Here is a 26,445-nt window from a genome sequence, read left to right on the forward strand (position 1 = left end):
GCGATGAACGAAGCATCTCCCTCGGCGGTGATCCTGAGGCCCGCCTCCCACCAGCAGGGGTTCGATTTCGACGTGACGATCGTCGGCGCTGGGCCGGTCGGCCTCGCGCTCGCCGGCTGGCTCGCGCGCCGCAGCATGACGCGCGAGCTGAAGATCGCGCTCGTCGACGCGCGCGAGCCGGAGGACTCGATCGCCGATCCGCGCGCGATCGCGGTCTCGCACGGCAGCCGGATGATCCTCGAGCCGCTGCGCTGGCCCGCCGACGCCACCGCGATCGAGCGCATCCACGTGTCGCAACGCGGTCATTTCGGCCGCACGCTGATCGATCATCGCGAGCACGGCCTGCCCGCGCTCGGCTACGTGCTGCGCTATGGCTCGATCGTGCATGGCCTCGCCGACGCCGTGCATGCGACGCCGGTCCACTGGTTCCGCTCGACCTCGGCCGGCGCGCCGGTTCAGGAGCTCGACGGCGTCACGCTGCCGATCGAAACCGCGGGCGTCGCGCGCCGGTTGCGCACGCGGATTCTGGTCAACGCCGAGGGCGGCCTGTTCGGTGACCAGAAGCACGCGAAAAATCCGAGCCGCGCCACGGACGAATACGCCGGCGCACGCGACATCGGTAAAAACAGCGCCGGCTCGCGCGACTACGGCCAGACCGCGCTGGTCGGCACGGTCACCGTGTCCGCGCCGCAGCCGCACGTCGCATGGGAGCGCTTCACGTCGCAAGGTCCGATCGCGCTACTGCCGATGGGTGGCGTGCGTGGTGCCGACTACGCGCTCGTCTGGTGCTGCGCGCCCGACGAAGCCGCGCGCCGCGCGCAGCTTTCCGACGAAGCGTTCCTGCGCGAGCTCGACGCCGCGTTCGGCAACCGCATGGGCCGCTTTACGGACATCAAGGGTCGCGCGTCGTTCCCGCTTGGTCTCAACACGGTCGATACGCTGGTGAACGGCCACATCGTCGCGATCGGCAATGCGGCGCAGACGTTGCATCCAGTAGCCGGCCAGGGCCTCAATCTGGGCTTGCGCGATGCGCACGCGCTCGTCGACGCGCTGTCGGCCGAAGGCCCGACCCCGCTCGCGCTCGCCACCTTCGCGCAACGCCGCGCGCTCGACCGGCGCCTGACGATCGGCTCGACCGACACGCTCGCGCGCCTCTTTACCGTCGACTTCGCGCCGCTCGCGGTACTGCGCGGCCTCGCCCTGACCGCACTCGAATTCGTGCCGCCGGTCAAAACCGCGCTCGCCCGGCAGATGATGTTCGGCCAGCGCCGTTAAGCGCGAGAAATCGCTGCGCGGTTCTATGAGCCGGGCGACTTTCATAGAAGATTTAACGGGTTACGAGACTCGGTTCGCGAGTCCCGGCAACCCGTTAACGCTAAAATAGCGGTTTTCCCTCGCATTTCGCGCTGCGCCGGCTGTCACGATTGTCAAATCCTGGCCCGTCGTCGGCGCGCGCTCACGCCATGCCCCCTCTCGGCCCCCACAATCTGCGTAACAACCTGTTCGTCGCCCCGATGGCCGGCGTGACCGACCGACCGTTCCGCCAGCTGTGCAAACGGCTCGGCGCGGGCTATGCGGTGTCGGAAATGGTCGCGTCGAACGCGCAGCTGTGGAAGAGCGAAAAGACCATGCGCCGCGCGAACCACGAAGGCGAGGTCGAGCCGATCGCGGTGCAGATCGCCGGCGCGGACCCGGAGATGATGGCCGAAGCCGCCCGCTACAACGTCGCGAACGGCGCGCAGATCATCGACATCAACATGGGCTGCCCAGCCAAGAAGGTCTGCAACGTCGCGGCCGGCTCGGCGCTGCTGCAAAACGAACCGCTCGTGCAGCGCATCGTCGAGGCCGTCGTGAACGCGGTCGGCGTCGGGCCCGACGCGGTGCCCGTCACGCTGAAAATCCGCACCGGCTGGAATCGCGAGAACAAAAACGCGCTGAACGTCGCGCGTCTCGCGCAAGCAGCGGGCATTTCGATGCTGACCGTGCACGGCCGCACGCGCGCGGACCTGTACCACGGCGACGCCGAGTACGAAACCATCGCCGCGGTAAAGGCGGCGGTGCGCATTCCGGTCGTCGCGAACGGCGACATCACGTCGCCGCAAAAGGCGCGCGAGGTGCTCGCCGCGACCGGCGCGGACGCGATCATGATCGGGCGCGCCGCGCAGGGACGTCCGTGGCTCTTTCGCGAGATCGAGCATTTCCTGCAAACGGGCGAGTTGCTGCCGCCGCCGCGCATCGACGAAATCCAGCAGGTGATGAACGAACATCTCGAAGATCACTACGCTTTTTACGGGGAATTTACCGGTGTCCGCACTGCGCGCAAGCACATCGGCTGGTACACTCGCGGCCTTTCCGGCGCCAACCTGTTCCGGCATCGCATGAATACGCTGGACACCACGCGCGAACAACTCCTCGCCGTCAACGAGTTCTTTGACGCGCAAAAGGCGATCTCAGACCGCCTCGTCTACGTCGACGAAGCGCCCGGCAACCCCGGGCTCGACAGCGAGAGCGAGGACAACTCCGACCGACTGGCAGCATGAGCAAGAACAACATCGAACAATCTGTCCGCGACAGCCTGGACGTGTATTTCCAGGATCTCGACGGCTCCAATCCGCACGACGTCTACGACATGGTCATTTCATGCGTGGAAAAACCCTTGCTCGAAGTGGTGCTCGAGCAGGCCGGCGGCAACCAGTCGCTGGCCGCCGAGTATCTCGGCATCAACCGCAATACGCTGCGCAAGAAGCTGCAACAACACGGTTTGCTGTAGCGCGTCGTAGTTTCTCGCGCCCTGCCACGTTTCCCTTCGGCTTTTCGTCTTCATCATGATCAAGCAAGCGCTCATCTCCGTTTCCGACAAGTCCGGCATCGTCGACTTCGCCAAATCGCTGTCGGACCTCGGCATCAAGATCCTGTCGACCGGCGGCACCGCGAAACTGCTCGCGGACGCGGGCCTGTCCGTCACCGAAGTCGCCGACTACACGGGTTTCCCGGAAATGCTCGACGGGCGCGTGAAAACGCTGCATCCGAAGGTGCACGGCGGCATCCTCGCGCGCCGCGACCTGCCCGAGCACATGGCCGCGCTCGAGAAGCACGACATTCCGACCATCGACCTGCTGGTCGTGAACCTGTACCCGTTCGTGCAGACCGTGTCGAAGGAAGAATGCTCGCTCGAGGACGCGATCGAGAACATCGACATCGGCGGCCCGACGATGCTGCGCTCGGCCGCGAAGAATCACCGCGACGTGACGGTGGTGGTCGATCCGGCCGACTACGCGGTCGTGCTCGACGAAATGCGCTCGAACGGCAACACGGTGTCGTACAAGACGAACTTCCGCCTCGCGACCAAGGTGTACGCGCACACCGCGCAATACGACGGCGCGATCACGAACTACCTGACGAGCCTGACCGACGAGTTGCAGCATTCGTCGCGCAACGAGTACCCGGCTACCTTCAACATGGCGTTCGACAAGGTGCAGGACCTGCGCTACGGCGAAAACCCGCATCAGAGCGCGGCGTTCTACCGCGACCTGGCGGTGCCGGCCGGCGCGCTCGCGAATTACAACCAGTTGCAGGGCAAGGAACTGTCGTACAACAACATCGCCGACTCCGACGCTGCGTGGGAATGCGTGAAGACCTTCGACGTGCCGGCCTGCGTGATCGTCAAACACGCGAATCCGTGCGGCGTCGCGCTCGGCGCGGACGCTCACGAAGCGTATTCGAAAGCATTCCAGACCGATCCGACCTCGGCGTTCGGCGGCATCATCGCGTTCAACCGTGAAGTCGACGAAGCGACCGCGCAAGCGGTGGCGAAGCAGTTCGTCGAAGTGCTGATCGCGCCGTCGTTCAGCGCCGAAGCGCGTCAGGTGTTCGCGGCGAAGCAGAACGTGCGTCTGCTCGAAATCACGCTGGGCGAAGGCCATAACACGTTCGATCTGAAGCGCGTCGGCGGCGGTCTGCTCGTGCAGTCGCTCGACTCGAAGAACGTGCAGCCGCGCGAACTGCGCGTCGTCACGAAGCGTCATCCGACGCCGAAGGAAATGGACGACCTGCTGTTCGCATGGCGAGTCGCGAAGTACGTGAAGTCGAACGCGATCGTGTTCTGCGCGAACGGTATGACGCTCGGCGTCGGCGCGGGTCAGATGAGCCGCGTGGACTCGGCGCGCATCGCGAGCATCAAGGCGCAGAACGCCGGTCTGAGGCTGGCCGGTTCGGCGGTCGCATCGGACGCGTTCTTCCCGTTCCGCGACGGTCTCGACGTGGTCGTCGCGGCAGGCGCGACCTGCGTGATCCAGCCGGGCGGCTCGGTGCGCGACGACGAAGTGGTCAGCGCCGCCGACGAGCACAACATCGCGATGGTGCTGACTGGCGTGCGTCACTTCCGTCATTGATCGGCTGAAGTTCGGTAGCCGCAAGACAGGCCCGGCGGGTTGTCCCGCCGGGCCTTTTGTTTCGCGGCGACGCGTTCAATCGTCCGGCTCTTTGCGCGCATAACCGTCCCGCACCTGCGCATGCTGGCTGATGTACGTGCCCAAACCCCGGCCCCGCCGCGCGAGACGCTTCAGCACCGCGACATGTTCGGCGCCGACACTTGCCTCTGTGTACCAATACACGACGCCCGGCCGAAAGCGCACCTTGATGAAATCGTCGCCGATTTCGTAAGCGTCGACACCCGAGTCGCCGCTGAGATTGCGGTAGCGCTCCATTCTCGATCGCCCTCCTTGCGCAAAGCCTTTAGCAGCTTTTATTCCGCTAAGCATGCTGCCAGCGGGTCGCCGCGCGCCGCGTTCGTTGTAGTATCGCAGGCACCTGGTTTTTATCGCTTGTGCGGCACCTCATGAGAATTCTCGGCATCGACCCCGGCCTGCGCGTGACCGGCTTCGGCGTGATCGAACAACACGGCCACACACTGAGCTACGTCGCGAGCGGCGTGATCCGCACCGCCGACGCCGATCTGCCGTCGCGGCTCGGCACCATCTTCGCGGGCATCTCGACGCTGATCCGCGAGCACGCGCCGGATCAGGCGGCCATCGAAAAAGTCTTCGTCAACGTCAATCCGCAGTCGACGCTGCTGCTCGGCCAGGCGCGCGGCGCCGCGATCTGCGGGCTCGTCGCGGGCGGCGTGCCGGTCGCCGAATACACCGCGCTGCAGCTGAAGCAGTCGGTGGTCGGCTATGGCCGCGCGACCAAGGAGCAAATGCAGCAGATGGTCGTGCGGCTGCTGAGCCTGGCGGGCGTGCCCGGCACCGACGCCGCCGACGCGCTCGGCATGGCCATCTGCCACGCGCACGGCGGCTCGACGCTGAGCACGCTTGGCGGCATCGCACCGGCGCTCGCGAAGAAGGGGTTGCGCGTGCGGCGCGGGCGTCTGGTCGGCTAGCGCAACTATGCCCCGCGCCGCCGATCCGCTGCGCTACACTCGCGCTTTCCCATCCGACTCTGAAAACTAATCCGCCATGATCGGTCGCATTGCCGGCGTTCTGCTGGAAAAAAATCCGCCGCATCTGCTCGTCGACTGCAACGGCGTCGGCTATGAAGTGGACGTGCCGATGAGCACCTTCTACAACCTGCCGTCGACCGGCGAGCGCATCGTGCTGCTCACGCAGATGATCGTTCGCGAGGACGCGCATCTGCTGTACGGCTTCGGCACCGCGCAGGAACGCTCGACGTTCCGCGAGCTGCTGAAGATTTCCGGCATCGGCGCGCGTATGGCGCTCGCGGTGCTGTCGGGCATGAGCGTCGCGGAGCTCGCGCAGACTGTCACGATGCAGGACGCCGCGCGCCTCACGCGTGTACCGGGCATCGGCAAGAAGACCGCCGAGCGGCTGCTGCTCGAACTGAAGGGCAAGCTCGGCGCCGACCTCGGCGCGATGGCGGGCGCCGCGTCGCCATCCGACCACGCCTCCGACATCCTCAATGCGCTGCTCGCGCTCGGCTACTCGGAAAAAGAAGCGCTCGCGGCAATCAAGAACGTGCCGGCCGGTACGGGCGTGTCCGAGGGCATCAAGCTCGCGTTGAAGGCGCTGTCGAAGGGCTAAGCGCCAAGCCGCGCGCGGTACAATGACCGCATGATCGAAACCGACAAACTCGCCGCCGAGCGCATCATTGCGGCCACGCCCGTCTCGCCGAACGAAGAAGCGTTCGAGCGCGCGCTGCGCCCGCGTCAGCTCGACGAATATGTCGGGCAGGAGAAAGTGCGCGGCCAGCTCGAAATCTTCATCGAGGCCGCGAAGCGCCGTTCCGAATCGCTGGACCACGTGCTGCTGTTCGGGCCGCCGGGCCTCGGCAAGACCACGCTCGCGCACATCATCGCGCGCGAGATGGGCGTCAATCTGCGGCAAACGTCGGGGCCGGTGCTCGAACGCGCCGGCGACCTCGCCGCGCTGCTGACCAATCTCGAAGCCAACGACGTTCTTTTCATCGACGAAATCCACCGGCTCTCGCCGGTCGTCGAGGAAATCCTGTATCCAGCGCTCGAGGATTATCAGATCGACATCATGATCGGCGAAGGGCCGGCCGCGCGCAGCGTGAAGCTCGATCTGCAGCCGTTCACGCTGGTCGGCGCGACCACGCGCGCGGGTATGCTGACCAATCCGCTGCGCGACCGCTTCGGCATCGTCGCGCGACTCGAGTTCTATAACGCCGAGGAGCTCGCGCGCATCGTCACGCGTTCGGCCGCGCTGCTCGGCGCGCAGATCCATCCGGACGGCGCGGTCGAAATCGCCCGTCGCGCGCGCGGCACGCCGCGTATCGCGAACCGCCTGCTGCGGCGCGTACGCGACTTCGCCGAAGTGAAGGCTGACGGCAACATCACCGCGCAGGTGGCCGACGCCGCGCTCAGGATGCTCGACGTCGACGCGGTCGGCTTCGACCTGATGGACCGCAAGCTGCTCGAAGCGATCCTGCACAAGTTCGACGGTGGCCCGGTCGGTGTCGACAACCTCGCCGCGGCGATCGGCGAGGAGCGCGACACGATCGAAGACGTGCTCGAGCCGTATCTGATCCAGCAGGGCTTCCTGCAGCGCACGCCACGCGGCCGCATCGCCACGCTGCTCACGTACCGGCATTTCGGGCTGGCCGCGCCGGATTCGGCGAGCGCGCGGCCGGGTCTGTGGGATTCCACGAACTGAATCACGCGACGAGGCCGACCAGGATGTCAGACCAGACCCAGCAACCCGGCCCTTCAAACCGTTCACCTGTCAATCCCGCCGGCGACCCGTCCGGCAATGTCACGCGGCGCCTCACCCACCGCCTGCGCTCGAAGCTCGCCGCCGGCGTCACGCATCTGACGACCGGCAGCGGACCGGTGCTCGACTACTCGTCGCCGCCGGGCGACCCCGGTCTGTTCGGGCCGGACTCCGTCTGCTGGAAGGTCCACGCCGACTTCACGTCGATGATGACGGGCGGCGTCAGCGCGCTGCTGCTTCAGGCGCTGCATCCGCTCGCGCTCGCGGGCGTCTGGGATCACTCGAGCTTTCGCACCGACATCCTGGGCCGGCTGCGTCGCACGGCGACGTTCATCGCCGGCACAACGTACGGCAGCAAGAACGATGCGCTCGCGCTGATCGAGCGCGTGAAGCGCATTCATCTCGACGTGACCGGCGTCGCACCGGACGGCCAGTCGTATCGCGCGAGCGAGCCCGCGCTGCTGACGTGGGTGCACGTCGCGGAAGTGTCGAGCTTCATGACCGCGCATCTGCGCTATGTGAATCCGGTGCTGTCCGTCGCGGCGCAGGATCAATACTTCGCGGAAACCGCGCGCATCGCGGAAATGCTCGGCGCCGTCGATATTCCGCGCTCGCGCGCCGAGATCGAGGCGTACCTGCTCGCGATGCGGCCCGCGCTCGTCGCGAGCGAGCGCACGCGCGAAGTCGTGAGGATTCTGATGAACGCGCCGGCACCGAGCTTCGCGATGCGGCCCGCTGGCACGCTAATGCTCAACGCGGGGGTCGATCTGTTGCCCGACTGGGCGCAGACGATGCTCGGCTTGAATCGCCACGCGGCGCTGCGTCGAACCTTCGCGCGGCCTGGCGTGCGGTTCGTCGCGCCGGTGATCCGCTGGGCGCTGGTCAATGGGGTATCGAAGCGGGCTCGGCGCCGCGCGGCGGCGGCGGTGCGGGAGCAGGATTGATTGCGGCACGCGTCTCGGGCCATTGCCCGCCTTTGCTTACCGCCCCGGTCCCTTCCTGAAACCATCATCGTCGGCGCTGCCCGCGTCGAGATGCGTTACGTCCGCCCACGACACGATCGTCGCGCGACCGTCCCCGTAATCCACGACGTTCAGGCTGGTGTTCAGCAGCGGGTAATCGCGCGGTGCGTCGAGCCGCATGCCGGTTGCAAAGCGGCGCACGCAGTCGAGCACGCCGCCATGCGTGACACAGGCGATGCGCCCGCCCGGATGCGCGGCGACGAGCGGCTCGATCGCATGCACGATGCGGTGGTAGAACACGCGGTGCGACTCGCCCTCGGGCGGCGCGAAGCCAGGATCGCGGGTTTGCCACTGCGCGTATTCGTCGGGGAAACGCAGCGCGATCTCGTCGCTGTCATGGCCCTGGAACGCGCCGTACGAGCGCTCGCGCAAGTTCTCGCGCGGCTGCAGCGGCAGGCCGAGCGCCTCGCCGATCGGCTGCGCGGTCTGCTGCGCGCGCTGCAAGTCGCTCGAATAGATCGCGTCGAGCCGCGCGCCCTGCTTCGCCTCGTCGGCGAGGCGCCGCGCGAGACGTCGCGCCTGCGCGACGCCGGTCGTCGCGAGCGGAATGTCGATGTGGCCTTGAATGCGCTTGATGCGGTTCCAGTCGGTCTCGCCGTGCCGGATAAACAGGATCTGCGTCGTCATGAGAGAGAGGTGCCGTTCGCGGTTGTGTCGAGCGACTATTGTCGCAAAAAGCAGCGGCACGGCCCGCCTGCGGCGACGGCGGGCTCGAACGTTCGCGTTCTTTTACGCGGTGGTCTGCAACCAGAACGTGACCGGCCCGTCGTTGACGAGCGACACCTGCATATCCGCGCCGAACTCGCCAGTCTCGACGATCGGATGCTTCGCGCGCGCGGCCGCGACGAAGTAGTCGAACAGGCGCTTGCCCTCGTCGGGCGGCGCGGCCGGCGTGAAGCTCGGGCGCAGGCCGCTGTTGGTATCGGCCGCGAGCGTGAACTGCGACACGAGCAGCAGGCCGCCCGCGCGTCCGGCGCCGTCGAGATTCTGCACCGACAGGTTCATCTTGCCGGCCGCGTCGCTGAACACGCGGTAACCGAGCACCTTGGCGAGCAGCTTGTCGGCCGTGGCCTCGGTGTCGCCGCGCTCCGCGCAGACGAGCGCGAGCAGGCCCGCGTCGATCGCGCCGGTCACGCGATCGGCGACGCGCACTTCGGCGCGCCGCACGCGTTGGATCAGCGCGATCACGCCGTCAGCGTCACGCGCGCGAAACGGCGCTTGCCGACCTGCACGACGTACTCGCCCGCTTCGACCTTCAGGCCCTTGTCGGACACCGCGGCGCCGTCGATCTTCACGCCGCCTTGCTCGATGTTGCGCAGCGCCTCGCTCGTCGACGGTACGAGGTTCGCCTGCTTCAGCAACTGGCCGATCGCGAGCGGTGCGCCCGCGAGCGTCACGGCCGGGATGTCGTCGGGCACGCCGCCCTTCGCGCGATGGTTGAAGTCCTCGAGCGCGCGTTCGGCGTCCGCCTGCGAGTGGAAACGCGCGACGATTTCCTGGCCGAGCATCACCTTGAAATCGCGCGGATTACGGCCCGCGTCGGCCTCGCGCTTGAAGCCGGCGATTTCGTCCATCGGACGGAACGACAGCAGTTCGAAATACCGCCACATCAGCGTGTCGGAGATGCTCATCAGCTTGCCGAACATGTCGGTCGGCTTTTCGCTGATGCCGATGTAGTTGTTCTTCGACTTCGACATCTTCTCGACGCCGTCGAGCCCTTCGAGCAGCGGCATCGTCAGGATGCACTGCTGCTCCTGGCCGTACTGCTTCTGCAACTCGCGACCCACCAGCAGGTTGAACTTCTGATCCGTGCCGCCGAGCTCCAGGTCCGCGTTCAGCGCGACCGAGTCGTAGCCCTGCATCAGCGGGTACAGGAATTCGTGGATCGAGATCGGCACGCCGCCCTGGAAGCGCTTCGTGAAGTCCTCGCGCTCGAGAATGCGTGCGACCGTGTAGCGCGACGCAAGCTTGATCATGCCGTCGGCGCCTAGCGGCATCGACCATTCGCTGTTGTAGCGAATCTCGGTCTTGTCGCGATCGAGCACGAGCGCGGCTTGCTCGAAATAGGTCTTCGCGTTCGATTCGATCTGCTCGCGCGTGAGCGGCGGGCGGGTCGCGTTGCGCCCGGACGGGTCGCCGATCAGCGACGTGAAGTCGCCGATCAGGAAAATCACCGTGTGGCCGAGGTCCTGCAACTGGCGCATCTTGTTCAGCACGACCGTGTGGCCGATGTGGATGTCGGGTGCAGTCGGATCGAGCCCGAGCTTGATGCGCAGCGGCTTGGCCGTCGCCGCGCTGCGCGCGAGCTTTTGCGCGAATTCGTCTTCGATCAGCAGTTCGTCGACGCCGCGCCTGGTCACGGCGAGCGCGTGACGGACTTCGTCGGTGATCGGGAAGGCGGAAGCGGGATTGGGCTGGGTGGACTCGGTGCTCATGCTGGAAACGTGAAGTCGCGAAAAAACAGGATTGTCCCATAGATGCGCGCCGCCGCGCCCTCTCACGCGCCCCGCACGGCCCCGCGACGGGCCAATTCGTTGCGGCTCGCGTCACCTTCGCCGTTTGCGCCGATAATCTGCTACAACAAATCGGAATGAACATCGACAGGAGCAGCGACGTGACGCAAGATCCCGCAGACGGCATCTATTTCGGACTGATGTCGGGAACCAGCATGGACGGTGTGGACGGCGTGGCCGTCCGGTTTGCCAATGGGAAGCCGCCCGAGGTGCTGGCCGAAGCGTTCGTCGGCTTTTCGGCCGGCATCCGCGAAGCGCTGTTCGCGCTGCAACAGCCGGGGGACAACGAGATCGAGCGCGAGGCGCTCGCCGCCAACGCGCTCGCGACGCGCTACACGGTGTGCTGCCACGATCTGCTGCGCGACAGCCGCGTATCGGCCAATGACGTCCGTGCGATCGGCGTGCATGGGCAGACCGTGCGGCATCGGCCGGAAAAGGGGTACACGCGACAGATCAACAACCCGGCGCTGCTCGCGGAGATGCTGCATATCGACGTGGTCGCCGATTTCCGCAGCCGCGACGTCGCGGCAGGCGGCCAGGGCGCGCCGCTCGTGCCCGCTTTTCACGCGACGATCTTCGGTGCGAAGGACGAAACGCGCGTCGTCTGCAATCTTGGCGGAATCAGCAACATCACGATCCTGAACGCGACCGGCGGCGTGCGCGGCTTCGACTGCGGGCCGGCGAACGCGCTGCTCGACGCGTGGGCCGAGCGCCAGCTCGGCAAGCCATTCGACGAAAACGGTCATTTCGCGGCGAGTGGCCAGGTCGATCGCAAGCTGCTGAACGCGTTGCTCGACGAACCATTCTTCGCAGAGCAGCCGCCCAAGAGCACCGGCCGCGATCTGTTCAACACCGCATGGCTCGATGCGAAGCTCGAGCCGTTCTCCGCGCTCGCAGCAGCCGACGTACAGGCGACGCTCGTCGCGCTGACCGCGGTGACGGTCGCGCGCGAGATTGAGCGGCATGCATCCGATGCGCGGGCCGTGTACGTGTGCGGCGGCGGCGCGCGCAATCCGGAGATCATGAAGGCGTTGCAGCAGGCGCTCGAAGACAGCGGCGTAAGCGGCGTGCCCGTGATGACGACCGACGCGCTCGGCGTGCCGCCGAGCCAGGTCGAGCCGCTCGCGTTCGCGTGGCTCGCGATGCGCTGCATCGCGCGTCTGCCGGGCAGTCTGCCAAGCGTGACCGGGGCATCCGCGGAGCGGGTGTTGGGGGCTATTTATCCGCGCTGAGAAAAGGCAGATGCGAACAAACCCACGCCTCTTGACGTCGCGGGTTGCCTCTGCGGCGCGAAAACAATAAAAAAACGGCGCCGAGGCACCGTTTTCACTGTGGCACGAAGAGCCTGTCCGCTCAGACCGAGAACGACGAACCGCAACCGCAGGTCGTGCTCGCGTTCGGGTTTTTGATGACGAACTGCGCGCCGTTGATGTCGTCCTTGTAGTCGATCTCTGCGCCGACCAGGTACTGGTAGCTCATCGAGTCGATCAGCAGCTGGACGCCGCTCTTGTTCATCACGGTGTCGTCTTCGTTGATCGCTTCGTCAAACGTGAAGCCGTACTGGAAGCCCGAGCAGCCGCCGCCCTGCACGAACACGCGCAGCTTGAGCTCCGGGTTGCCTTCCTCATCGATCAGTTGCTTGACCTTGTCAGCCGCTGCGTCGGTGAAGACGAAGGGGGCCGGCATCTCGGTCACGGGGGTGTCGGTGACTGCGTTCATTCGAACTCTCCAAATAGCTTTAGCCGATATTGTAGGGCTGTTCCGGATATCGTGCTGAAGCCCACAAAATCAATGGGTTCTTGCTGCAAGGTCGATGCAAGGCGAGCCGATGCCGCTTGAGCGAACGAGACCGGCCCGCGAACCCCGGCAAACCATAAAAAAAAGCCGCCTTCGCGCGTGGCGTTGGCGGCTTTTGCTGCAAACCGGCGTGAAGGCCGGTTCGCGCCCGAAACGATTAACGCTTCGAGAATTGCTTGCGGCGACGTGCCTTGTGGAAGCCGACCTTCTTACGTTCGACTTCACGAGCGTCACGCGTGACGAAGCCAGCCTTCGACAGTTCCGGCTTCAGCGTTGCGTCATAGTCCATCAGCGCGCGGGTGATGCCGTGGCGAACCGCACCGGCTTGACCCGTTTCACCGCCGCCGGTCACGTTGACCTTGATGTCGAACGTGACACCGTGGTTCGTCAGCTCCAGCGGTTGACGCACGATCATCAGCGACGTTTCGCGCGAGAAGTAGTCGGCGATGGGCTTGCCGTTCACAACGATGTCGCCCTTGCCTGCCTTGATGAACACGCGAGCGACGGCACTCTTGCGGCGGCCCGTGCCGTAATTCCAGTTACCGATCATGTGGGCTCCCCTTAGATCTCGATCTCGAGCGCCTTCGGCTGTTGTGCCGAATGCGGATGCGTTGCGTCAGCGTAGACCTTCAGCTTCTTGATCATCGCGTAGCCGAGCGGACCCTTCGGCAGCATGCCCTTGACCGCTTTCTCGAGCGCACGGCCCGGGAAGCGTTCCTGCATCTTGCCGAACGTCGTTTCATAGATACCGCCCGGGTAGCCCGAGTGACGGTAGTACTTCTTGTCGGTAACCTTGTTGCCCGTGACCTTCAGCTTGCCGGCGTTGATGACGATGATGAAATCACCGGTGTCGACGTGGGGAGTGAATTCAGGCTTGTGCTTGCCGCGAAGACGGTGTGCCACTTCGCTGGCGACACGCCCGAGAACCTTATCCGTCGCGTCAATCACGTACCATTCGCGCGTCACCTCATGGGCTTTTGCGGAAAACGTCTTCATGATCGATCCAAAAAAATTGCTGCGCCCAATGTGTTCTTTCCTGCTTGTAGTGTGCGCATCGAGGCGCGTGCAGGCTCTCCCTGGTTCTTCTTCCGCGGGCGCGGATGCGGAAAAGCCCTGAATTATAAAGGAATTCGTGCTGGCAAGTCAAAACGTGCGATGCGCTCGCCGCGAGCGGCCAGGAAACGGGGCGAAACGCCTGACAAACGGGGGATCGGGTAGGAGGCGGGGTTGCCCCCGCCGTCCTCCCACAACACCGGACGTACGGATCACGTATCCGGCGTTTCCTGACGACTGGATTGCTCCAGCGAGCTTCGTTTCGTTCGTCGTGTCGCCTGTCGTTCAATGGACACCCCAACCTCTCTCAGGCTTCCGGCCGTCAAGTTTGATCGCAGGCTCCCGGCTGTGCCGAGACTTGTGCCCAAACGCTCAGAGAGCACGCGTGACTATCCACTCTCGTCAGGTTCGGCCCTTCACTGCTCCGGTTCCGAGCCGCTACTATGGCCTCTGCTGACTCCCGCCAGCCCATCCCGGCACCTTGCGATGCCAGTAGCACAAGGCAGACTGACGGGGCTCCCAGGGTAATGCGCGCGACCTTCCTGCTTATGCCTGTCGGATCTACGTCGTGGCGTTCCGTGCAAGTATTGGGCTTTACAGATCTTGGACTGCTCACCCCGCCACACCGCCTGATATCCGCTTCCTGTTCGTCAGGCCAGCATTTTGCCTGCGGCTTCCTTCAGATTCCGCCTTACGACGGACACCCTTGCCGTTCAGCTAGCACTTCCCCTTGCCGGGTGTGCAGAGGACTTTCACCCCCAAGTCATCCGGCTCGCCACCACAGCGGGTCGGACAGCGCCAGTCACGGCGCTACGCGCCATGCCTGGCGCACCGAAAAAAAACCCGAACGAGCGGCTCGGGTTTAATCCACCAAAGGAGGAGGTGGAGGAGACAGCGGAGGTTGCAGAACTGCTGCAACGATGGAGTAAATTATAAGAGTCACCCTTGTGCAACGCAAGAAGATTTGCATTGTGAAATTAGTTTTCACAATGTGACAGATTCGATGCAGGGAGGACATTTGACGAAACTCCTTTTGGCTCAAGCACTAAAGGCCAAAAAATTCGAATCGCATCAGACATGCCTAAGAGTAAGTACCCTAAACTGTCCGAGGAATTCTGGAACCATCCGCCCATTCCGCACCGCAACAAGAAAGCAATCACCGTGCATGGACGCGGGATGCGCTCAGCGTGCGCCAATCGTCAGACACCGGGCTACAATGCCGTCTCGACAAAGCGATGCGCGGTGGGAGTGACAGCATGGAATGCAAAGTAAGCTGGATGGGACAAGACGGGATGGCGTTCGCGGCCGAGACGGGCAGCGGTCATCTGGTCGCGATGGACGGCGCACCCGAGGGTGGCGGACGCAACCTCGCACCGCGCCCGATGGAAATGGTGCTGCTCGGCACCGGCGGCTGCACCGCCTACGACGTCGTGATGATCCTGAAGAAGAGCCGCCAGGAGATCGCCGGCTGCTCGGTGACACTGAAGGCCGAGCGCGCGAGCGAAGATCCGAAGGTGTTCACGAAGATCCACTTCCACTTCACGGTGACGGGCAAGAATCTGAACCCGGCGACCGTCGAGCGCGCGATCAACCTCTCGCACGACAAATACTGCTCGGCGTCGATCATGATCGCGAAGACCGCCGAGCTCACGCATTCGTTCGACATCGTCGCGCTCTGAGCGCGAAAGCGATGGCGGCCACGGCCGCCACCCCGCCCCAAATGAAAAAGCCGGCGTCCCAACGGACGCCGGCTTTCCTTATACAGCGGCAAAGCAGGCCGATAAGCCGGATTCTGTGCACGCGCCGCGCCCGAAGACTCGACCCGCGTGGCAGCCATTCCTCTAGGCGCGCCATTACTGACGCGCTCAAGCTTCCTACCCGCAGACGAGACGGGGGCCCCGTCCTGCATCGCGAAGATGCGCGCCTGCCTACTTGGAATTGCTCCGGGTGGAGGTTACCGTGCCGGTCTGCCTTGCGACAGCCGCGGTGCGCTCTTACCGCACCGTTTCACCCTTACCTGATCCCGGCTTGCGCCGGGCCATCGGCGGTTTGCTTTCTGTTGCCCTGTTCCGCGTGTCGCCACGGATGGCCGTTAGCCATCACCCTGCCCTGTGGAGTCCGGACTTTCCTCGCCCTCGTTGGCCGAAGCCGTCGAGGCCGCGACTGCCTGGCCTGCTTTGCTGGCGCGAATTTTAACACCGAACTTGGAAGCGCCTAGCGCTTGCGCCGCCCCGTGCGGAACACGGACGTGTCGTCGTAGAACGCCGGCGATTCGTTCTCGGGCCACCAGCCCGGAATGCCGAGCACCGGCAGCGGCGCGAACATGCGGCTCGTCAAAGCGTCGGGGCCGAGCAGCGCCGCGCTGACGGCTTCATCGAGCCATGCGTCGCGCGGCGGGGTGTCCCATTCGAAATACTCTGCCGGAACGTCGACGATCCATGCATGGCCGGTGCAGCCCTTGAACGGCGCGATCAGCTTTTCGAGCAGCGCATGGCCGAAGCACCGCACTTCGCAGCGCCGCCCCCACGCATCGCGCCACGCGACAAACAGCGTCTGCCACTCGAAGCCGCGTAGCGCGGCGTTCAGCGAAGAATCGGCGCAAGCGAACAGCAGCGCGTTTTCGTCGAAGAGGGTCAGCATATCGCGCACACCGCCACGCGTCGGGCCGACGCCGAGCACGTCGAGTTCCGCCGACTGGCGCGCGTTCAGCGCCGCCTTGATGCGCGGAAACGCGAACCACATCGAACCGTTGAAGAAGTCGTGCAGATTGTGGCGCGTCGGCACGCAACCGGTCGACGCTATATGCCCCTCGTACGCGGCACCCGGTGGCAGGTCGTCCTGCGCGATGAACGCAAGAGGCTGGCCGCGGCCGGTGGTCTGTTGCATCTGGGCGGCGTCGGCGTTCATCGCGGCGAGAAGGTCCGCGTAGCCGGTCAGCGCGGCTTGCTGCCAACGCTGACCGCGTGTGGCGAATTGCGCGAACCACGGCTTCGACCAGTCGATTGCGGCGAAGCACGGTGGCAGAGGCTCGGGTGCCATGCCGCGCGCAGCTTTGGTCGCCGCGGCTTCATGCGCTACCGCGGAGCCCGCTTTCGCCGCCTTATCAATCTTGGCAGCGCGCTGCCCCGCCTCACGCTCCCGCATCTACCGCAGCCTCAAACGAGACGCCAGCCAATCGACTCCCCGCCTCGCAGCGGCACGACCGGCGTATCGCCGGCCGGCAGCTCGGCCGGCAGCGTCCATTCCTCGCGACGCAGCGTGACCTTCTCCGTATTGCGCGGCAGACGGTAGAAGTCCGGACCATGGAAGCTCGCGAAGCCTTCGAGCTTGTCGAGCGCGCCGGCCTTGTCGAATGCTTCGGTATAGAGCTCGAGCGCGTGCAGCGCGGTGTAGCAGCCTGCGCAACCGCACGCGTGTTCCTTCAGCCCCTTCGGATGCGGCGCGCTGTCGGTGCCGAGGAAGAAGCGCGGATCGCCCGAGGTCGCCGCCTCGACCAGCGCGACGCGATGCGTCTCGCGTTTGAGCACCGGCAGGCAGTAGTAATGCGGACGGATGCCCCCCTGGAAAATCGCGTTGCGGTTGTACAGCAGATGGTGCGCGGTGATCGTAGCGCCAAGCAGTTGCGGCGCGACGCCCGCTTCGCGGACGTAGTCGGCCGCGTCCTTCGTCGTGATGTGCTCGAACACGACTTTCAGCGCCGGAAATGCGCGGCGCAGCGGCATCATCACGCGATCGATGAAGACCTTTTCGCGATCGAACAGATCGATGTCCGAATCGGTCACCTCGCCATGCACGAGCAGCGGCATGCCGACTTCCTGCATCACTTCCAGCGTCTTCGCGCACTTCATCAGATCGGTGACGCCCGCGTCGGAGTTCGTCGTCGCGCCCGCCGGGTACAGCTTCACGCCGTGCACGAAGCCGCTCTCGCGCGCGCGGCGGATCTCGTCGGGCGGCGTGTTGTCGGTCAGGTACAGCGTCATCAGCGGCTCGAATTGCGCGCCCTCGGGAATCGCGGCGATGATGCGCTCGCGATATGCCTTCGCCATCGCGGTCGTCGCGACCGGCGGCTTCAGGTTCGGCATGATGATCGCGCGACCGAACTGGCGCGCGGTGTCAGGCAGCACGGCCGCGAGCATCGCGCCGTCGCGCACGTGCAGATGCCAGTCGTCCGGGCGGACCAGTGTGACGGAATCGGGGGAAACGTTGGAAGCAGTCATGGCAGGAATACGAGACTTCGCGCGCCTCGCTGATCGACCGGTCAAACCGCGTTGTAGCGGCCCAAACACATGTCAATTTTGCTATTTGGCGTCTCCGGCTCGGTGATATGCTTGGGAAATCATCATTGTAACGGCTCACTCCGTTCACAGGCTCACCTGCAACATGTGCCAACTTCTCGGAATGAACTGCGCCGCGCCGACGGACGTCACGTTTTCCTTTACCGGCTTTGCGGCGCGTGGCGGCGTCACCGATCACCACGCCGACGGCTGGGGCATCGCTTTCTTTGAAGACAAGGCGTGCCGCTTGTTCATCGATCATCAATCGTCGGCCACGTCGCCGATCGCCGAGATGGTCAAGCGCTATCCGATCAAATCGAAAAACACGATCGCGCACATCCGCAAGGCGACGCAAGGGCACATCCTGCTCGAAAACTGCCACCCGTTCATGCGCGAACTGTGGGGGCGTCACTGGATCTTCGCGCATAACGGCGACCTGCAGGCTTACGCGCCGGAACTGAACGGCGTGTATCAGCCGGTCGGCACGACCGACAGCGAACTCTCGTTCTGCGCGCTGCTGGAAGGTTTGCGTAAGGCTTTTCCGGGCGCGCAGCAGCCGCCGCTTCACGAGCTGTTCGCCGCGCTCGAGACGCTCACGCGTGAAATCACGCAGTACGGCGTGTTCAATTTCCTGATGTCTAACGGCCAGGCCCTGTTCGCGCATTGCTCGACGCATCTGCATTACGTCGTGCGTCGCTGGCCGTTTTCGACCGCGCATCTGGTCGACGCGGACGTGTCGATCGATTTCGCCAAATACACGACACCCGAAGACCGCGTCGCGGTGATCGCGACCAAGCCGCTGACCGACAACGAAGTGTGGACCGCGTTCAAGCCCGGCGATCTGCTGATGTTCCAGCATGGCGACGTGATCGGCCGCGCCAATATCCCGGTGCCGCAGTCGGTGCTCGAAAAGTTGCGCAATCCGGCACTCGACGCATCGGCGTCGGCCACGACGATCGCGGCGTCGAACGGCGCGCACGCGGTGGGCACGAGCGCAACCACGCTTTCACCCGACAGCGAAACCGATCTCGAAGCCGCCGATGACACGGCAGCGTTCGAGTCGTAAGCCGCCGCGTCACCTTACGCCTGCGAAACAAAAAGCCGCTCCACGGAGCGGCTTTTTTTCGTCCCGCGCGAGCCCCGAAACGAGGCCTGCGCACCCACCCTCAGTGCAGAATCTTCGCGAGAAAATCCTTCGCGCGATCCGACTTCGGATTCGCGAAGAAGTCTTCCTTGCGGTCGTCTTCGACGATCAAACCCTTGTCCATGAAAATCACGCGATGCGCGACCTTCTTCGCGAAGCCCATTTCGTGCGTCACGCACATCATGGTCATGCCTTCCTGCGCGAGTTCGACCATCACGTCGAGCACTTCGTTGATCATCTCCGGATCGAGCGCCGAGGTCGGCTCGTCGAACAGCATCGCGATCGGGTCCATGGAGAGCGCACGCGCAATCGCCACGCGCTGCTGCTGACCACCGGACAGCTGCCCCGGATACTTGTCCGCATGTGCGCGCAGGCCGACGCGATCGAGCAGCTTCAGGGCCTTCGCGGTCGCCTCGTCGTTCGAGCGGCCGAGCACCTTGACCTGCGCGAGCGTCAGGTTCTGCACGATCGACAGATGCGGAAACAGTTCGAAGTGCTGGAACACCATGCCGACCTTCGAGCGCAGCTTCGACAGATTGGTTTTCTTGTCGGTCAGCGACTGGCCGTTGATGACGATCTCGCCCTTCTGGAACGGCTCGAGTCCGTTGACGGTCTTGATCAGCGTGGACTTGCCCGAACCGGACGGCCCGCACACCACGACCACTTCGCCCTTTTTGACTTCCGTCGTGCAGTCGGTCAGCACCTGGAAATGGCCGTACCACTTCGAAACATTCTTGATAGAGATCATCTTGCGACCTTTTTCTGAAGACCTTTGACGAGGCTCGACGCGATCACGCAGATCACGAAATAACACGCGCCCGCGAACAGTACCATCTCGACGTTCGTGCCGTCACGATCGCCAATATTCGTAGCCGTGCGGAAGAAGTCGGCGAGGCTGATCACGTAGACGAGCGACGTATCCTGAAACAGCACGATACCCTGCGTGAGCAGCAGCGGCACCATCGCGCGGAACGCCTGCGGCAGCACGATCAGGCGCATCGCCTGCCCATAGGTCATGCCGAGCGCGAACGACGCGTTGACCTGACCACGCGGCACCGCCTGAATGCCGGCGCGGATGATCTCCGAATAATACGCGGCCTCGAACAGCGAGAACGCGACCATCGCCGAGGCGAGCCGGATGTCGATGTCGGCCGACAGACCGAGCACGCTTTGCAGCACCTGCGGCACGATCAGGAAGAACCACAGCAGCACCATCACGAGCGGGATCGAACGGAAGAGCGTCACGTAAGCCTGCGCGAACCATCCGAGCGGCTTGATCGGCGACAGTCGAAACATCGCGAGAATGGTGCCCCAGATGATGCCGAATACGATCGCGATCAGCGTGATCTTGAACGTGATGATCGCGCCGGTCCATAGCGTAGGCAGCGCGCCCGGAATACCGCTCCAGTCGAAATGATGCATCACTTTCCTCCGATATAGCCAGGCAGCCGGGCCTTCACTTCGACCCAGCGCATCAGTTGCATCACGATCAGATTGATCAGCATGTATGCGACCGTGACCGCGATGAACGACTCGTAAGTTTGCGACGTGTAGTCGACGAGCTGGCGCGCCTGCGCGGACAGATCGAGCAGACCGATCGTCGAGGCAACCGCGGAGTTCTTGAAGATGTTCAGAAACTCGGAGGTGAGCGGCGGCACGATGATGCGGTACGCGACCGGCAGCAGCACATAGCGATACGTCTGCCACTGCGTGAAGCCTACCGCCAGACCGGCCGCGCGCTGGCCGCGCGGCAACGCGTTGATGCCCGAGCGCACCTGCTCGCACACGCGCGCGGCGGTGAAGAGGCCCAGACACACGATCGACGATGAGAAGAACTGCGCGCCCGGCGGCAATTGCTTGAACCAGTTGCCGATCGACACGGGCAGCAGCTCCGGTATCACCAGATACCAGATGAAGAACTGCACGATCAGCGGAATGTTACGGAAAATCGCAACGTAGACGGTGCCGACGCCCGACGCCCATTTGTTGGGCACCGTGCGCAGCACACCGAAGAGCGAGCCGACGATCAGCGCGATCACCCATGCCGACAGCGACACGGTGACCGTCACCCACAGCCCCGAGAGCAGCCAGCCCAGGTAGGTGGTCGGCTCGCCCGTGGAGACGGGACTCAGCAGAATGCCCCAGTTCCAGTGATATGACATGACCAAGACTCCGGCAAAAAGAAACGGAAGAAGCGCGCGGCCCCTTCCGTTCCTTTCAGCGTTTTGAAAGTGTCGAAAAAGCAGCTAGTTTAGTCGATTGCCTTGTCGTTCGGGTTCTTGAACAGCGCACGCATATCGTCGCTCATCGGGAAGTTCAGGTTCAGGCCCTTCGGCGGGATCGGCGATTCGAACCAGCGCTTGTAGATCTGTTCGCCTTCGCCCGACGTTTGCACCTTCGCGATGGCGTCGTCGGCGACCTTCTTGAAGTCGGGGTCGTTCTTGCGCAGCATGCAGCCGTACGCCTCCCTCGATTGCGGCGTGCCGACGATCACGAAATCGCCCGGGTTGCTCGACTTCGCGCGCTCGCCCGCGAGCAGCGCGTCGTCCATCATGAACGCGGCGGCACGGCCCGTCGACAGCGTCAGGAACGATTCGCCGTGATCCTTCGCGCTGATGATGTTCATGCCCATGTTCTTGTCCTGGTTCATCTTGCGAAGCAGGCGCTCGGACGTGGTGCCGGCGGTCGTGACGACCGTCTTGCCCTTCAGGTCCGGGAAGTCCTTGATGCCGGAATCTTTCTTGGTCATCAGGCGCGTGCCGATCACGAAGATCGTGTTCGTGAAGGCAGCCTGCTGCTGACGCTCGAGGTTATTCGTGGTTGAACCGCACTCGATGTCGACCGTGCCGTTCTGCACGAGCGGAATGCGGTTCTGCGACGTAACCGGCACGAGCTTCACCTTCAGGTTCGGCATGTTCAGCTTCTGCTTGACGGCCTCGACGATCTTCATCGCGTAATCCTGCGAGTAGCCGATCACGTTCTGCTTTTCGTCGTAATAGGAGAACGGGATCGACGATTCGCGATGGCCCAGCGAAATGACGCCCGTATCCTTGATCTTTTTCAGCGTGCCCGAGTCTTGCGCATGCGCGCCAACCGTAAACAGTCCGAGAGTCGCGAGCAGCAGCGCAGCTTCTTTAATCTTCATCTAGATCTCCTTGGCAAGAACCGGCGCCAGTGTAACAAAGTAATTTTTCTGAAAGTATCGCTATTAACCATTCTGTTGCGCGCACGCCGCGATAGGCTCGCGGCGCCGTGGCACGGCCGTTTCGTGCATATGAGAAGGCGGGCGGCATCGATAGGATGCCGCCCGCCGGTCAAACACGCCGTCTTGTGGACCGCGTTGATGCACGAAGTTTCGGCGGTGTGCGCCTCCCGGCCCGGATACCGGGCCGCGTCACCGCCGTTTCAAACAAGATAGGACACGGTCCATCAGGGATACAAGCCGCGCATCTCGCGCGCCTGCAAAATCCGCTTACACGCGACGATGAACGCAGCCGTGCGCACCGACACGTTCTGCTCGCTCGACACCTGCCACACCGCCGCGAACGCTTCGCGCATCACGCGCTCGAGGCGCTCGTTGATCTCGTCCTCGGTCCAGAAGAAGCTCGAGAAGTCCTGGACCCATTCGAAATATGACACTGTCACACCGCCGGCATTCGCGACCACGTCCGGAATCACGAGGATGCCGCGATCGTGCAGGATGTCGTCTGCCGCCGTGGTGGTCGGGCCGTTCGCGCCCTCGACGATGATCCTGGTGTTGATCTTGCCGGCGTTTTTTTCGGTGATCTGATTTTCCAGCGCCGCCGGAATCAGGATGTCCGACTCGACGGTCCAGAACTCCTCACCGGTGATCGCGTCGGCTTCGGGGAAACCGCCGACGCCGCCCGTCTTCGCGACGTAGTCGAGCAGCGCGACCGCGTCGATGCCGGTGGACTTGTACACCGAGCCGGTGTGGTCCTGCACCGCGACGACCTTCGCGCCCGCCTCCTGGAACAGACGCGCGGCGATGCCGCCGACGTTGCCGAAGCCCTGCACCGCGATACGCGCGCCTTCGATGTCGAAGCCGATGCGGCGAGCCGCTTCGCAGCCCACCACGAACACGCCGCGGCCGGTCGCCTCGCGACGGCCGAGCGAGCCGCCGAGCGTGATTGGCTTGCCAGTCACGACGCCGGTGGCCGTCTGGCCCTGATTCATCGAGTACGTGTCCATCATCCACGCCATGATCTGCTCGTTCGTGTTCACGTCCGGCGCGGGGATGTCGGTATTCGGTCCGATGATGATGCCGATCTCGCTCGTATAGCGGCGCGTCACGCGCTCGAGCTCGCCACGCGACAGCGTGCGCGGATCGACGCGGATGCCGCCCTTCGCGCCGCCGTACGGCACGTTCACCGCCGCATTCTTCACCGACATCCACGCGGACAGCGCCATCACTTCGGATAGCGTCACGTCCTGGTGATAACGCACGCCGCCCTTGCCCGGACCGCGCGACACGTTGTGTTGCACGCGATAACCCTCGAAGTGCGCGACCGTGCCGTTGTCGAGTTCGATGGGCACGTCGACGACGAGAATGCGCTTCGGGCGTTTCAGGGTTTCGAGCCAGCGGGACAGCGAACCGAGATACGGCGCGACGCGGTCGACCTGGCGCAGATAGTTGCCCCAAGGGCCGAGGTCTTCCTTATTGAGGTAGGAGGGAACGGCTTGCAACGTTGAGGCGGCTTGGACCGATTCTGCGGCTTGTTGCTGGGATGACATGAACGCTCCGGCGTTTGATCGAGTACGGGCATTGTGGAAAAACGCCGTATCGAAATCCAATGCCGTTTCCTTATCCCGTTATGTTTTTCTTGCATAACGTTCGCAAAGCCGCAAATTCGCGTCGTCGCGACGCAGGTTCGAGTTTGAGTTTTATGCCGCGGCTCAGGCGGCGCTCTGCCGGAGTTCCTCCGACACCACGTCCCACAACCGGCGCACGAGAATCTGGCGCGCGTCGTCGCTTTTCGCGGCGAGCTTGTCGCGATACAGGCGAATCTCCATGCTGAGCGTCAGCTGCCCTTCCGGCGTGCCGCGCGTCGCGCGATCGAGGCGGATCAGCCGGCCTTCGGCCACCGCATCTTCGACCGCGCTATGCGGCAGAAACGCGATGCCGTGACCAGCGAGCGCCATCGCCTTGAGCCCCTCGGCCATGTCGGTTTCGTAGAGCCGGTCGAGGTACAGGCGCTCCGGCGCGTTCGCGAGAATCACCTCGGTCATGCGCCCGAGGTACGCGTTCGGCGTGTACGACAGATACGGCGCGGGCGCATCGGCCGAGCCTGGCAGCGTGTGACGCGGCCGGCCCGCCCGGGCCGGCGCCGAGAACGGGCTGATCGGCTCGTGGCCGAGCGTCAGCATGTCGTAGCGCGCCGGATCGAGCGCGACCGGATGGCTCGGATGGTGGTAGCCCATCATCAGATCGCAGCCGCCTTCCACCAGCGAGAGCGCCGCGTCGTGCACGTTCAGCGCGCGCAGCCGCGTGTGGATCGGGCCCATCTGCGCCTCGATGCGCTGCAGCCAGCGCGGGAAGTAAGTGAGCGACAGCGTGTGGGGGACCGCGAATTCGATCGTCGCCTGGGGCGTCGCCGTGTGGCCGCGCAGCAGCGCGCGCGCCTCGTGAAATTGCGACAGCATCGCGAGCGCCTGCTCGTTGAACACCTGACCGGCCGCCGTGAGCCGCGTCGGATAAACAGAACGGTCGATCAGTTCCGTGCCGAGCCACGCTTCGAGCGCCTGGATGCGGCGCGAGAAAGCCGGCTGCGTGACGTGGCGCAACTCGGCCGAGCGGCTGAAGCTACGCGTTTCCGCGAGCGAAATAAAGTCTTCGAGCCATTTCAGTTCCATGCGATTGCGCTTGCCGTCGAGAGGGAAGAAGTCTGCATTCTAGCGGCGCCGATTGCGACCGACGCATCCGGGCGGGCCGATCGCGTCACAGTGGTAAAATTCAGGGTTCCCTCCGTTCCCGACCCGCTCGCTGAGCGCTCAACCGCTTCAACCCGGTCCTCATCATGTCCGACACCCGCCCCGACACCCTGTTCGCGCTGAACGCGCTTTCTCCGCTCGACGGCCGCTACGCCGCCAAAACCGAAGCCCTGCGCGACTGGCTCTCGGAAGCCGCCTTCATGCGCAATCGCGTGACGGTCGAAATCCACTGGCTGATCGCGCTGTCGCGCGCCGGCTTCGCTGAAGTGCCGCGCTTCTCCGAGGCGTCCGAGCAATTCCTGCTGCAACTGGCCGAGCGCTTCACCGCGCACGACGCCGCGCGCATCAAGGAAATCGAGCGCGTGACGAACCACGACGTGAAGGCCGTCGAATACTGGCTGAAGGAATCGGTGAAGGGCCATGAAGAACTGGAGCGTGCCAGCGAGTTCATCCACTTCGCGTGCACGTCGGAAGACATCAACAACACGTCGCACGGCCTGATGCTCGCCGGCGCGCGCGAACACGTGATCCTGCCGGCGCTGCGCTCGGTGCATCAACGCCTCGTTGCGCTCGCGCACGCGCACGCCGCCCAGCCGATGCTGTCGCGCACGCACGGCCAGCCGGCCAGCCCGACCACGCTCGGCAAGGAAATCGCCAACGTCGCCGCGCGGCTCGCGCGTGCGATCGAACGTATCGCGAAGGTCGAACTGCTCGGCAAGATGAACGGCGCGGTCGGCAACTTCAACGCGCACCTGTCCGCGTATCCGGAGTTCGACTGGGAAGCATTCTCGAAGGACGTCGTCGAGAACCGTCTGAAGCTCGCGTTCAATCCATACACGACCCAGATCGAGCCGCACGACTACATGGCCGAGCTGTTCGACGCGATCTCGCGCGCGAACACGATCCTGCTGGATCTGGACCGCGACGTGTGGGGCTACATCTCGCTCGGCTACTTCAAGCAGCGCACGAAGGCCGGCGAAATCGGTTCGTCGACGATGCCGCACAAGGTCAATCCGATCGACTTCGAAAACTCGGAAGGCAACCTCGGCCTCGCGAACGCGACGTTGCGTCACCTCGCCGACAAGCTGCCGGTGTCGCGCTGGCAGCGCGACCTGACCGACTCGACGGTGCTGCGCAACATCGGCGTCGCGTTCGGCTACTCGCTGCTCGCGTACGACTCGCTGATCCGCGGCCTCGACAAGCTCGAAGTGAATGCGCAGCGTCTGAACGAAGACCTCGACAACTGCTGGGAAGTGCTGGCCGAGCCGGTTCAGACCGTGATGCGCCGTTACGGCATCGAGAATCCGTACGAGCAGTTGAAGGAGCTCACGCGCGGCAAGGGCATCACGCGCGAGGCGCTGCAGAGCTTCATTGGCGGCCTGGCGATTGCGCAGGACGCGAAGGACCGCCTGCTCGCGATGACGCCCGGCTCGTACATCGGCCGGGCCGTCGAACTGGCGAAGCGGATCGGCTGATCGGCTGGCCCAGCTTCTTCAATGCATAAAA

Annotated in this window: 27 protein-coding genes and 1 other RNA gene; 12 read left to right on the forward strand and 16 right to left on the reverse strand. The window is 64.3% G+C overall.

The window, feature by feature from the left end; translation table 11 throughout:
* Positions 1–3 precede the first annotated feature (3 nt).
* From OKW27_RS26275 to purH, 4 genes are all read left to right on the forward strand, one after another.
* Positions 4–1,275, forward strand: a complete 1,272-nt coding sequence (locus OKW27_RS26275) for a UbiH/UbiF/VisC/COQ6 family ubiquinone biosynthesis hydroxylase (protein ID WP_429335307.1) — start codon at positions 4–6, stop codon at positions 1,273–1,275.
* 188 nt (positions 1,276–1,463) lie between these two features.
* On the forward strand, positions 1,464–2,540 hold the full coding sequence (gene dusB / locus OKW27_RS26280; RefSeq protein WP_090801809.1) for a tRNA dihydrouridine synthase DusB: 1,077 nt from the start codon (positions 1,464–1,466) through the stop codon (positions 2,538–2,540).
* Positions 2,537–2,770 (forward strand): Fis family transcriptional regulator, encoded by a 234-nt coding sequence (locus OKW27_RS26285; RefSeq protein ID WP_008919619.1) that lies wholly within the window; start codon positions 2,537–2,539, stop codon positions 2,768–2,770. Before dusB ends, OKW27_RS26285 begins: the two co-directional genes overlap by 4 nt.
* A 55-nt stretch (positions 2,771–2,825) precedes the next feature.
* The gene (gene purH / locus OKW27_RS26290) at positions 2,826–4,391 is read left to right on the forward strand and encodes a bifunctional phosphoribosylaminoimidazolecarboxamide formyltransferase/IMP cyclohydrolase (RefSeq protein ID WP_429335308.1); all 1,566 of its coding nucleotides are present in this window, start codon (positions 2,826–2,828) and stop codon (positions 4,389–4,391) included.
* A gap of 75 nt (positions 4,392–4,466) precedes the next feature.
* Here the strand turns inward: purH and OKW27_RS26295 are convergent, their stop codons facing one another.
* Complete coding sequence (locus OKW27_RS26295; RefSeq protein ID WP_018421774.1) at positions 4,467–4,706, reverse strand: hypothetical protein; 240 nt, start codon at positions 4,704–4,706, stop codon at positions 4,467–4,469.
* 131 nt (positions 4,707–4,837) lie between these two features.
* Here OKW27_RS26295 and ruvC point away from each other — a divergent pair, with 131 nt between their 5' ends.
* The 4 genes from ruvC (at position 4,838) to OKW27_RS26315 (ending at position 8,131) form a co-directional block, all read left to right on the forward strand.
* On the forward strand, positions 4,838–5,380 hold the full coding sequence (gene ruvC, locus OKW27_RS26300) for a crossover junction endodeoxyribonuclease RuvC (protein ID WP_090801813.1): 543 nt from the start codon (positions 4,838–4,840) through the stop codon (positions 5,378–5,380).
* 76 nt (positions 5,381–5,456) lie between these two features.
* The gene (ruvA, locus tag OKW27_RS26305; RefSeq protein ID WP_184022945.1) at positions 5,457–6,038 is read left to right on the forward strand and encodes a Holliday junction branch migration protein RuvA; all 582 of its coding nucleotides are present in this window, start codon (positions 5,457–5,459) and stop codon (positions 6,036–6,038) included.
* Positions 6,039–6,068: 30 nt separating this feature from the next.
* Complete coding sequence (gene ruvB / locus OKW27_RS26310) at positions 6,069–7,130, forward strand: Holliday junction branch migration DNA helicase RuvB (RefSeq protein WP_090801816.1); 1,062 nt, start codon at positions 6,069–6,071, stop codon at positions 7,128–7,130.
* A gap of 23 nt (positions 7,131–7,153) precedes the next feature.
* Positions 7,154–8,131 carry an oxygenase MpaB family protein gene (locus tag OKW27_RS26315; protein WP_429335309.1) on the forward strand — a complete coding sequence of 326 codons (978 nt, stop codon included), beginning with the start codon at positions 7,154–7,156 and terminating at the stop codon, positions 8,129–8,131.
* A gap of 36 nt (positions 8,132–8,167) precedes the next feature.
* Here OKW27_RS26315 and OKW27_RS26320 read toward each other — a convergent pair whose 3' ends face one another.
* The 3 genes from OKW27_RS26320 to tyrS form a co-directional block, all read right to left on the reverse strand.
* Positions 8,168–8,836 carry a histidine phosphatase family protein gene (locus tag OKW27_RS26320; protein ID WP_090801818.1) on the reverse strand — a complete coding sequence of 223 codons (669 nt, stop codon included), beginning with the start codon at positions 8,834–8,836 and terminating at the stop codon, positions 8,168–8,170.
* Between the two features lie 102 nt (positions 8,837–8,938).
* Complete coding sequence (gene dtd, locus OKW27_RS26325; protein WP_090801819.1) at positions 8,939–9,397, reverse strand: D-aminoacyl-tRNA deacylase; 459 nt, start codon at positions 9,395–9,397, stop codon at positions 8,939–8,941.
* Positions 9,394–10,644, reverse strand: a complete 1,251-nt coding sequence (gene tyrS, locus OKW27_RS26330) for a tyrosine--tRNA ligase (protein WP_090801820.1) — start codon at positions 10,642–10,644, stop codon at positions 9,394–9,396. The genes dtd and tyrS overlap by 4 nt, the downstream gene beginning before the upstream one ends.
* A 179-nt stretch (positions 10,645–10,823) precedes the next feature.
* Between tyrS and OKW27_RS26335 the strand changes: the two genes are divergently transcribed.
* Positions 10,824–11,954, forward strand: coding sequence for an anhydro-N-acetylmuramic acid kinase (locus OKW27_RS26335; RefSeq protein ID WP_429335310.1), 1,131 nt, complete (start codon positions 10,824–10,826; stop codon positions 11,952–11,954).
* A gap of 121 nt (positions 11,955–12,075) precedes the next feature.
* Here the strand turns inward: OKW27_RS26335 and erpA are convergent, their stop codons facing one another.
* From erpA to rplM, 3 genes are all read right to left on the reverse strand, one after another.
* Positions 12,076–12,441 (reverse strand): iron-sulfur cluster insertion protein ErpA, encoded by a 366-nt coding sequence (erpA, locus tag OKW27_RS26340; RefSeq protein WP_027198818.1) that lies wholly within the window; start codon positions 12,439–12,441, stop codon positions 12,076–12,078.
* Between the two features lie 235 nt (positions 12,442–12,676).
* Entirely contained in the window at positions 12,677–13,069 is a 393-nt protein-coding gene (rpsI, locus tag OKW27_RS26345) for a 30S ribosomal protein S9 (RefSeq protein WP_011489810.1), read from the reverse strand.
* An 11-nt stretch (positions 13,070–13,080) separates the two neighbouring features.
* On the reverse strand, positions 13,081–13,515 hold the full coding sequence (gene rplM, locus OKW27_RS26350; RefSeq protein WP_090801822.1) for a 50S ribosomal protein L13: 435 nt from the start codon (positions 13,513–13,515) through the stop codon (positions 13,081–13,083).
* Positions 13,516–14,828: 1,313 nt separating this feature from the next.
* Between rplM and OKW27_RS26355 the strand changes: the two genes are divergently transcribed.
* Complete coding sequence (locus OKW27_RS26355; RefSeq protein WP_026226035.1) at positions 14,829–15,251, forward strand: OsmC family protein; 423 nt, start codon at positions 14,829–14,831, stop codon at positions 15,249–15,251.
* An 86-nt stretch (positions 15,252–15,337) separates the two neighbouring features.
* On the opposite strand, the gene rnpB is transcribed toward OKW27_RS26355, so the two are convergent.
* From rnpB to pyrC, 3 genes are all read right to left on the reverse strand, one after another.
* Positions 15,338–15,751: RNase P RNA component class A (gene rnpB / locus OKW27_RS26360), an RNA gene on the reverse strand.
* A 35-nt stretch (positions 15,752–15,786) separates the two neighbouring features.
* The gene (locus tag OKW27_RS26365; RefSeq protein WP_429335311.1) at positions 15,787–16,716 is read right to left on the reverse strand and encodes a DUF3025 domain-containing protein; all 930 of its coding nucleotides are present in this window, start codon (positions 16,714–16,716) and stop codon (positions 15,787–15,789) included.
* Between the two features lie 11 nt (positions 16,717–16,727).
* Positions 16,728–17,789, reverse strand: a complete 1,062-nt coding sequence (gene pyrC / locus OKW27_RS26370; RefSeq protein WP_090801824.1) for a dihydroorotase — start codon at positions 17,787–17,789, stop codon at positions 16,728–16,730.
* A gap of 163 nt (positions 17,790–17,952) precedes the next feature.
* Here pyrC and OKW27_RS26375 point away from each other — a divergent pair, with 163 nt between their 5' ends.
* Positions 17,953–18,912: a class II glutamine amidotransferase gene (locus tag OKW27_RS26375; protein ID WP_184050901.1), complete on the forward strand. Its 960-nt coding sequence runs from the start codon at positions 17,953–17,955 to the stop codon at positions 18,910–18,912.
* A gap of 100 nt (positions 18,913–19,012) precedes the next feature.
* Here OKW27_RS26375 and OKW27_RS26380 read toward each other — a convergent pair whose 3' ends face one another.
* The 6 genes from OKW27_RS26380 to OKW27_RS26405 form a co-directional block, all read right to left on the reverse strand.
* A complete protein-coding gene (locus tag OKW27_RS26380; RefSeq protein WP_090801826.1) occupies positions 19,013–19,738 on the reverse strand; it encodes an amino acid ABC transporter ATP-binding protein in 726 nt (241 codons plus the stop codon).
* On the reverse strand, positions 19,735–20,412 hold the full coding sequence (gltK, locus tag OKW27_RS26385; RefSeq protein WP_018421788.1) for a glutamate/aspartate ABC transporter permease GltK: 678 nt from the start codon (positions 20,410–20,412) through the stop codon (positions 19,735–19,737). Before gltK ends, OKW27_RS26380 begins: the two co-directional genes overlap by 4 nt.
* Entirely contained in the window at positions 20,412–21,152 is a 741-nt protein-coding gene (locus OKW27_RS26390) for an amino acid ABC transporter permease (RefSeq protein WP_090801827.1), read from the reverse strand. The genes gltK and OKW27_RS26390 overlap by 1 nt, the downstream gene beginning before the upstream one ends.
* Positions 21,153–21,241: 89 nt before the next feature.
* Positions 21,242–22,135: a glutamate/aspartate ABC transporter substrate-binding protein gene (locus OKW27_RS26395; RefSeq protein WP_429335312.1), complete on the reverse strand. Its 894-nt coding sequence runs from the start codon at positions 22,133–22,135 to the stop codon at positions 21,242–21,244.
* 284 nt (positions 22,136–22,419) lie between these two features.
* On the reverse strand, positions 22,420–23,742 hold the full coding sequence (locus tag OKW27_RS26400) for a Glu/Leu/Phe/Val family dehydrogenase (RefSeq protein ID WP_429335313.1): 1,323 nt from the start codon (positions 23,740–23,742) through the stop codon (positions 22,420–22,422).
* A 162-nt stretch (positions 23,743–23,904) separates the two neighbouring features.
* Positions 23,905–24,861, reverse strand: a complete 957-nt coding sequence (locus OKW27_RS26405) for a LysR family transcriptional regulator (protein WP_184050911.1) — start codon at positions 24,859–24,861, stop codon at positions 23,905–23,907.
* A 164-nt stretch (positions 24,862–25,025) separates the two neighbouring features.
* Here OKW27_RS26405 and purB point away from each other — a divergent pair, with 164 nt between their 5' ends.
* The gene (gene purB, locus OKW27_RS26410; RefSeq protein WP_184058442.1) at positions 25,026–26,414 is read left to right on the forward strand and encodes an adenylosuccinate lyase; all 1,389 of its coding nucleotides are present in this window, start codon (positions 25,026–25,028) and stop codon (positions 26,412–26,414) included.
* Positions 26,415–26,445 lie beyond the last annotated feature (31 nt).

The organism is Paraburkholderia sp. 35.1, from assembly GCF_050436525.1.
Lineage (GTDB): Bacteria > Pseudomonadota > Gammaproteobacteria > Burkholderiales > Burkholderiaceae > Paraburkholderia > Paraburkholderia tuberum.

What these genes read in the sequence shown, in the direction of transcription:
- OKW27_RS26275 (WP_429335307.1), top strand. Translation starts at nt 4, where the DNA reads ATGAACGAAGCATCTCCCTCGGCGGTGATCCTGAGGCCCGCCTCCCAC.
- dusB (WP_090801809.1), top strand. Translation starts at nt 1,464, where the DNA reads ATGCCCCCTCTCGGCCCCCACAATCTGCGTAACAACCTGTTCGTCGCC.
- OKW27_RS26285 (WP_008919619.1), top strand. Translation starts at nt 2,537, where the DNA reads ATGAGCAAGAACAACATCGAACAATCTGTCCGCGACAGCCTGGACGTG.
- purH (WP_429335308.1), top strand. Translation starts at nt 2,826, where the DNA reads ATGATCAAGCAAGCGCTCATCTCCGTTTCCGACAAGTCCGGCATCGTC.
- OKW27_RS26295 (WP_018421774.1), bottom strand. Translation starts at nt 4,706, where the DNA reads ATGGAGCGCTACCGCAATCTCAGCGGCGACTCGGGTGTCGACGCTTAC.
- ruvC (WP_090801813.1), top strand. Translation starts at nt 4,838, where the DNA reads ATGAGAATTCTCGGCATCGACCCCGGCCTGCGCGTGACCGGCTTCGGC.
- ruvA (WP_184022945.1), top strand. Translation starts at nt 5,457, where the DNA reads ATGATCGGTCGCATTGCCGGCGTTCTGCTGGAAAAAAATCCGCCGCAT.
- ruvB (WP_090801816.1), top strand. Translation starts at nt 6,069, where the DNA reads ATGATCGAAACCGACAAACTCGCCGCCGAGCGCATCATTGCGGCCACG.
- OKW27_RS26315 (WP_429335309.1), top strand. Translation starts at nt 7,154, where the DNA reads ATGTCAGACCAGACCCAGCAACCCGGCCCTTCAAACCGTTCACCTGTC.
- OKW27_RS26320 (WP_090801818.1), bottom strand. Translation starts at nt 8,836, where the DNA reads ATGACGACGCAGATCCTGTTTATCCGGCACGGCGAGACCGACTGGAAC.
- tyrS (WP_090801820.1), bottom strand. Translation starts at nt 10,644, where the DNA reads ATGAGCACCGAGTCCACCCAGCCCAATCCCGCTTCCGCCTTCCCGATC.
- erpA (WP_027198818.1), bottom strand. Translation starts at nt 12,441, where the DNA reads ATGAACGCAGTCACCGACACCCCCGTGACCGAGATGCCGGCCCCCTTC.
- rpsI (WP_011489810.1), bottom strand. Translation starts at nt 13,069, where the DNA reads ATGATCGGTAACTGGAATTACGGCACGGGCCGCCGCAAGAGTGCCGTC.
- rplM (WP_090801822.1), bottom strand. Translation starts at nt 13,515, where the DNA reads ATGAAGACGTTTTCCGCAAAAGCCCATGAGGTGACGCGCGAATGGTAC.
- OKW27_RS26355 (WP_026226035.1), top strand. Translation starts at nt 14,829, where the DNA reads ATGGAATGCAAAGTAAGCTGGATGGGACAAGACGGGATGGCGTTCGCG.
- OKW27_RS26365 (WP_429335311.1), bottom strand. Translation starts at nt 16,716, where the DNA reads ATGCGGGAGCGTGAGGCGGGGCAGCGCGCTGCCAAGATTGATAAGGCG.
- pyrC (WP_090801824.1), bottom strand. Translation starts at nt 17,789, where the DNA reads ATGACTGCTTCCAACGTTTCCCCCGATTCCGTCACACTGGTCCGCCCG.
- OKW27_RS26375 (WP_184050901.1), top strand. Translation starts at nt 17,953, where the DNA reads ATGTGCCAACTTCTCGGAATGAACTGCGCCGCGCCGACGGACGTCACG.
- OKW27_RS26380 (WP_090801826.1), bottom strand. Translation starts at nt 19,738, where the DNA reads ATGATCTCTATCAAGAATGTTTCGAAGTGGTACGGCCATTTCCAGGTG.
- gltK (WP_018421788.1), bottom strand. Translation starts at nt 20,412, where the DNA reads ATGCATCATTTCGACTGGAGCGGTATTCCGGGCGCGCTGCCTACGCTA.
- OKW27_RS26390 (WP_090801827.1), bottom strand. Translation starts at nt 21,152, where the DNA reads ATGTCATATCACTGGAACTGGGGCATTCTGCTGAGTCCCGTCTCCACG.
- OKW27_RS26395 (WP_429335312.1), bottom strand. Translation starts at nt 22,135, where the DNA reads ATGAAGATTAAAGAAGCTGCGCTGCTGCTCGCGACTCTCGGACTGTTT.
- OKW27_RS26400 (WP_429335313.1), bottom strand. Translation starts at nt 23,742, where the DNA reads ATGTCATCCCAGCAACAAGCCGCAGAATCGGTCCAAGCCGCCTCAACG.
- OKW27_RS26405 (WP_184050911.1), bottom strand. Translation starts at nt 24,861, where the DNA reads ATGGAACTGAAATGGCTCGAAGACTTTATTTCGCTCGCGGAAACGCGT.
- purB (WP_184058442.1), top strand. Translation starts at nt 25,026, where the DNA reads ATGTCCGACACCCGCCCCGACACCCTGTTCGCGCTGAACGCGCTTTCT.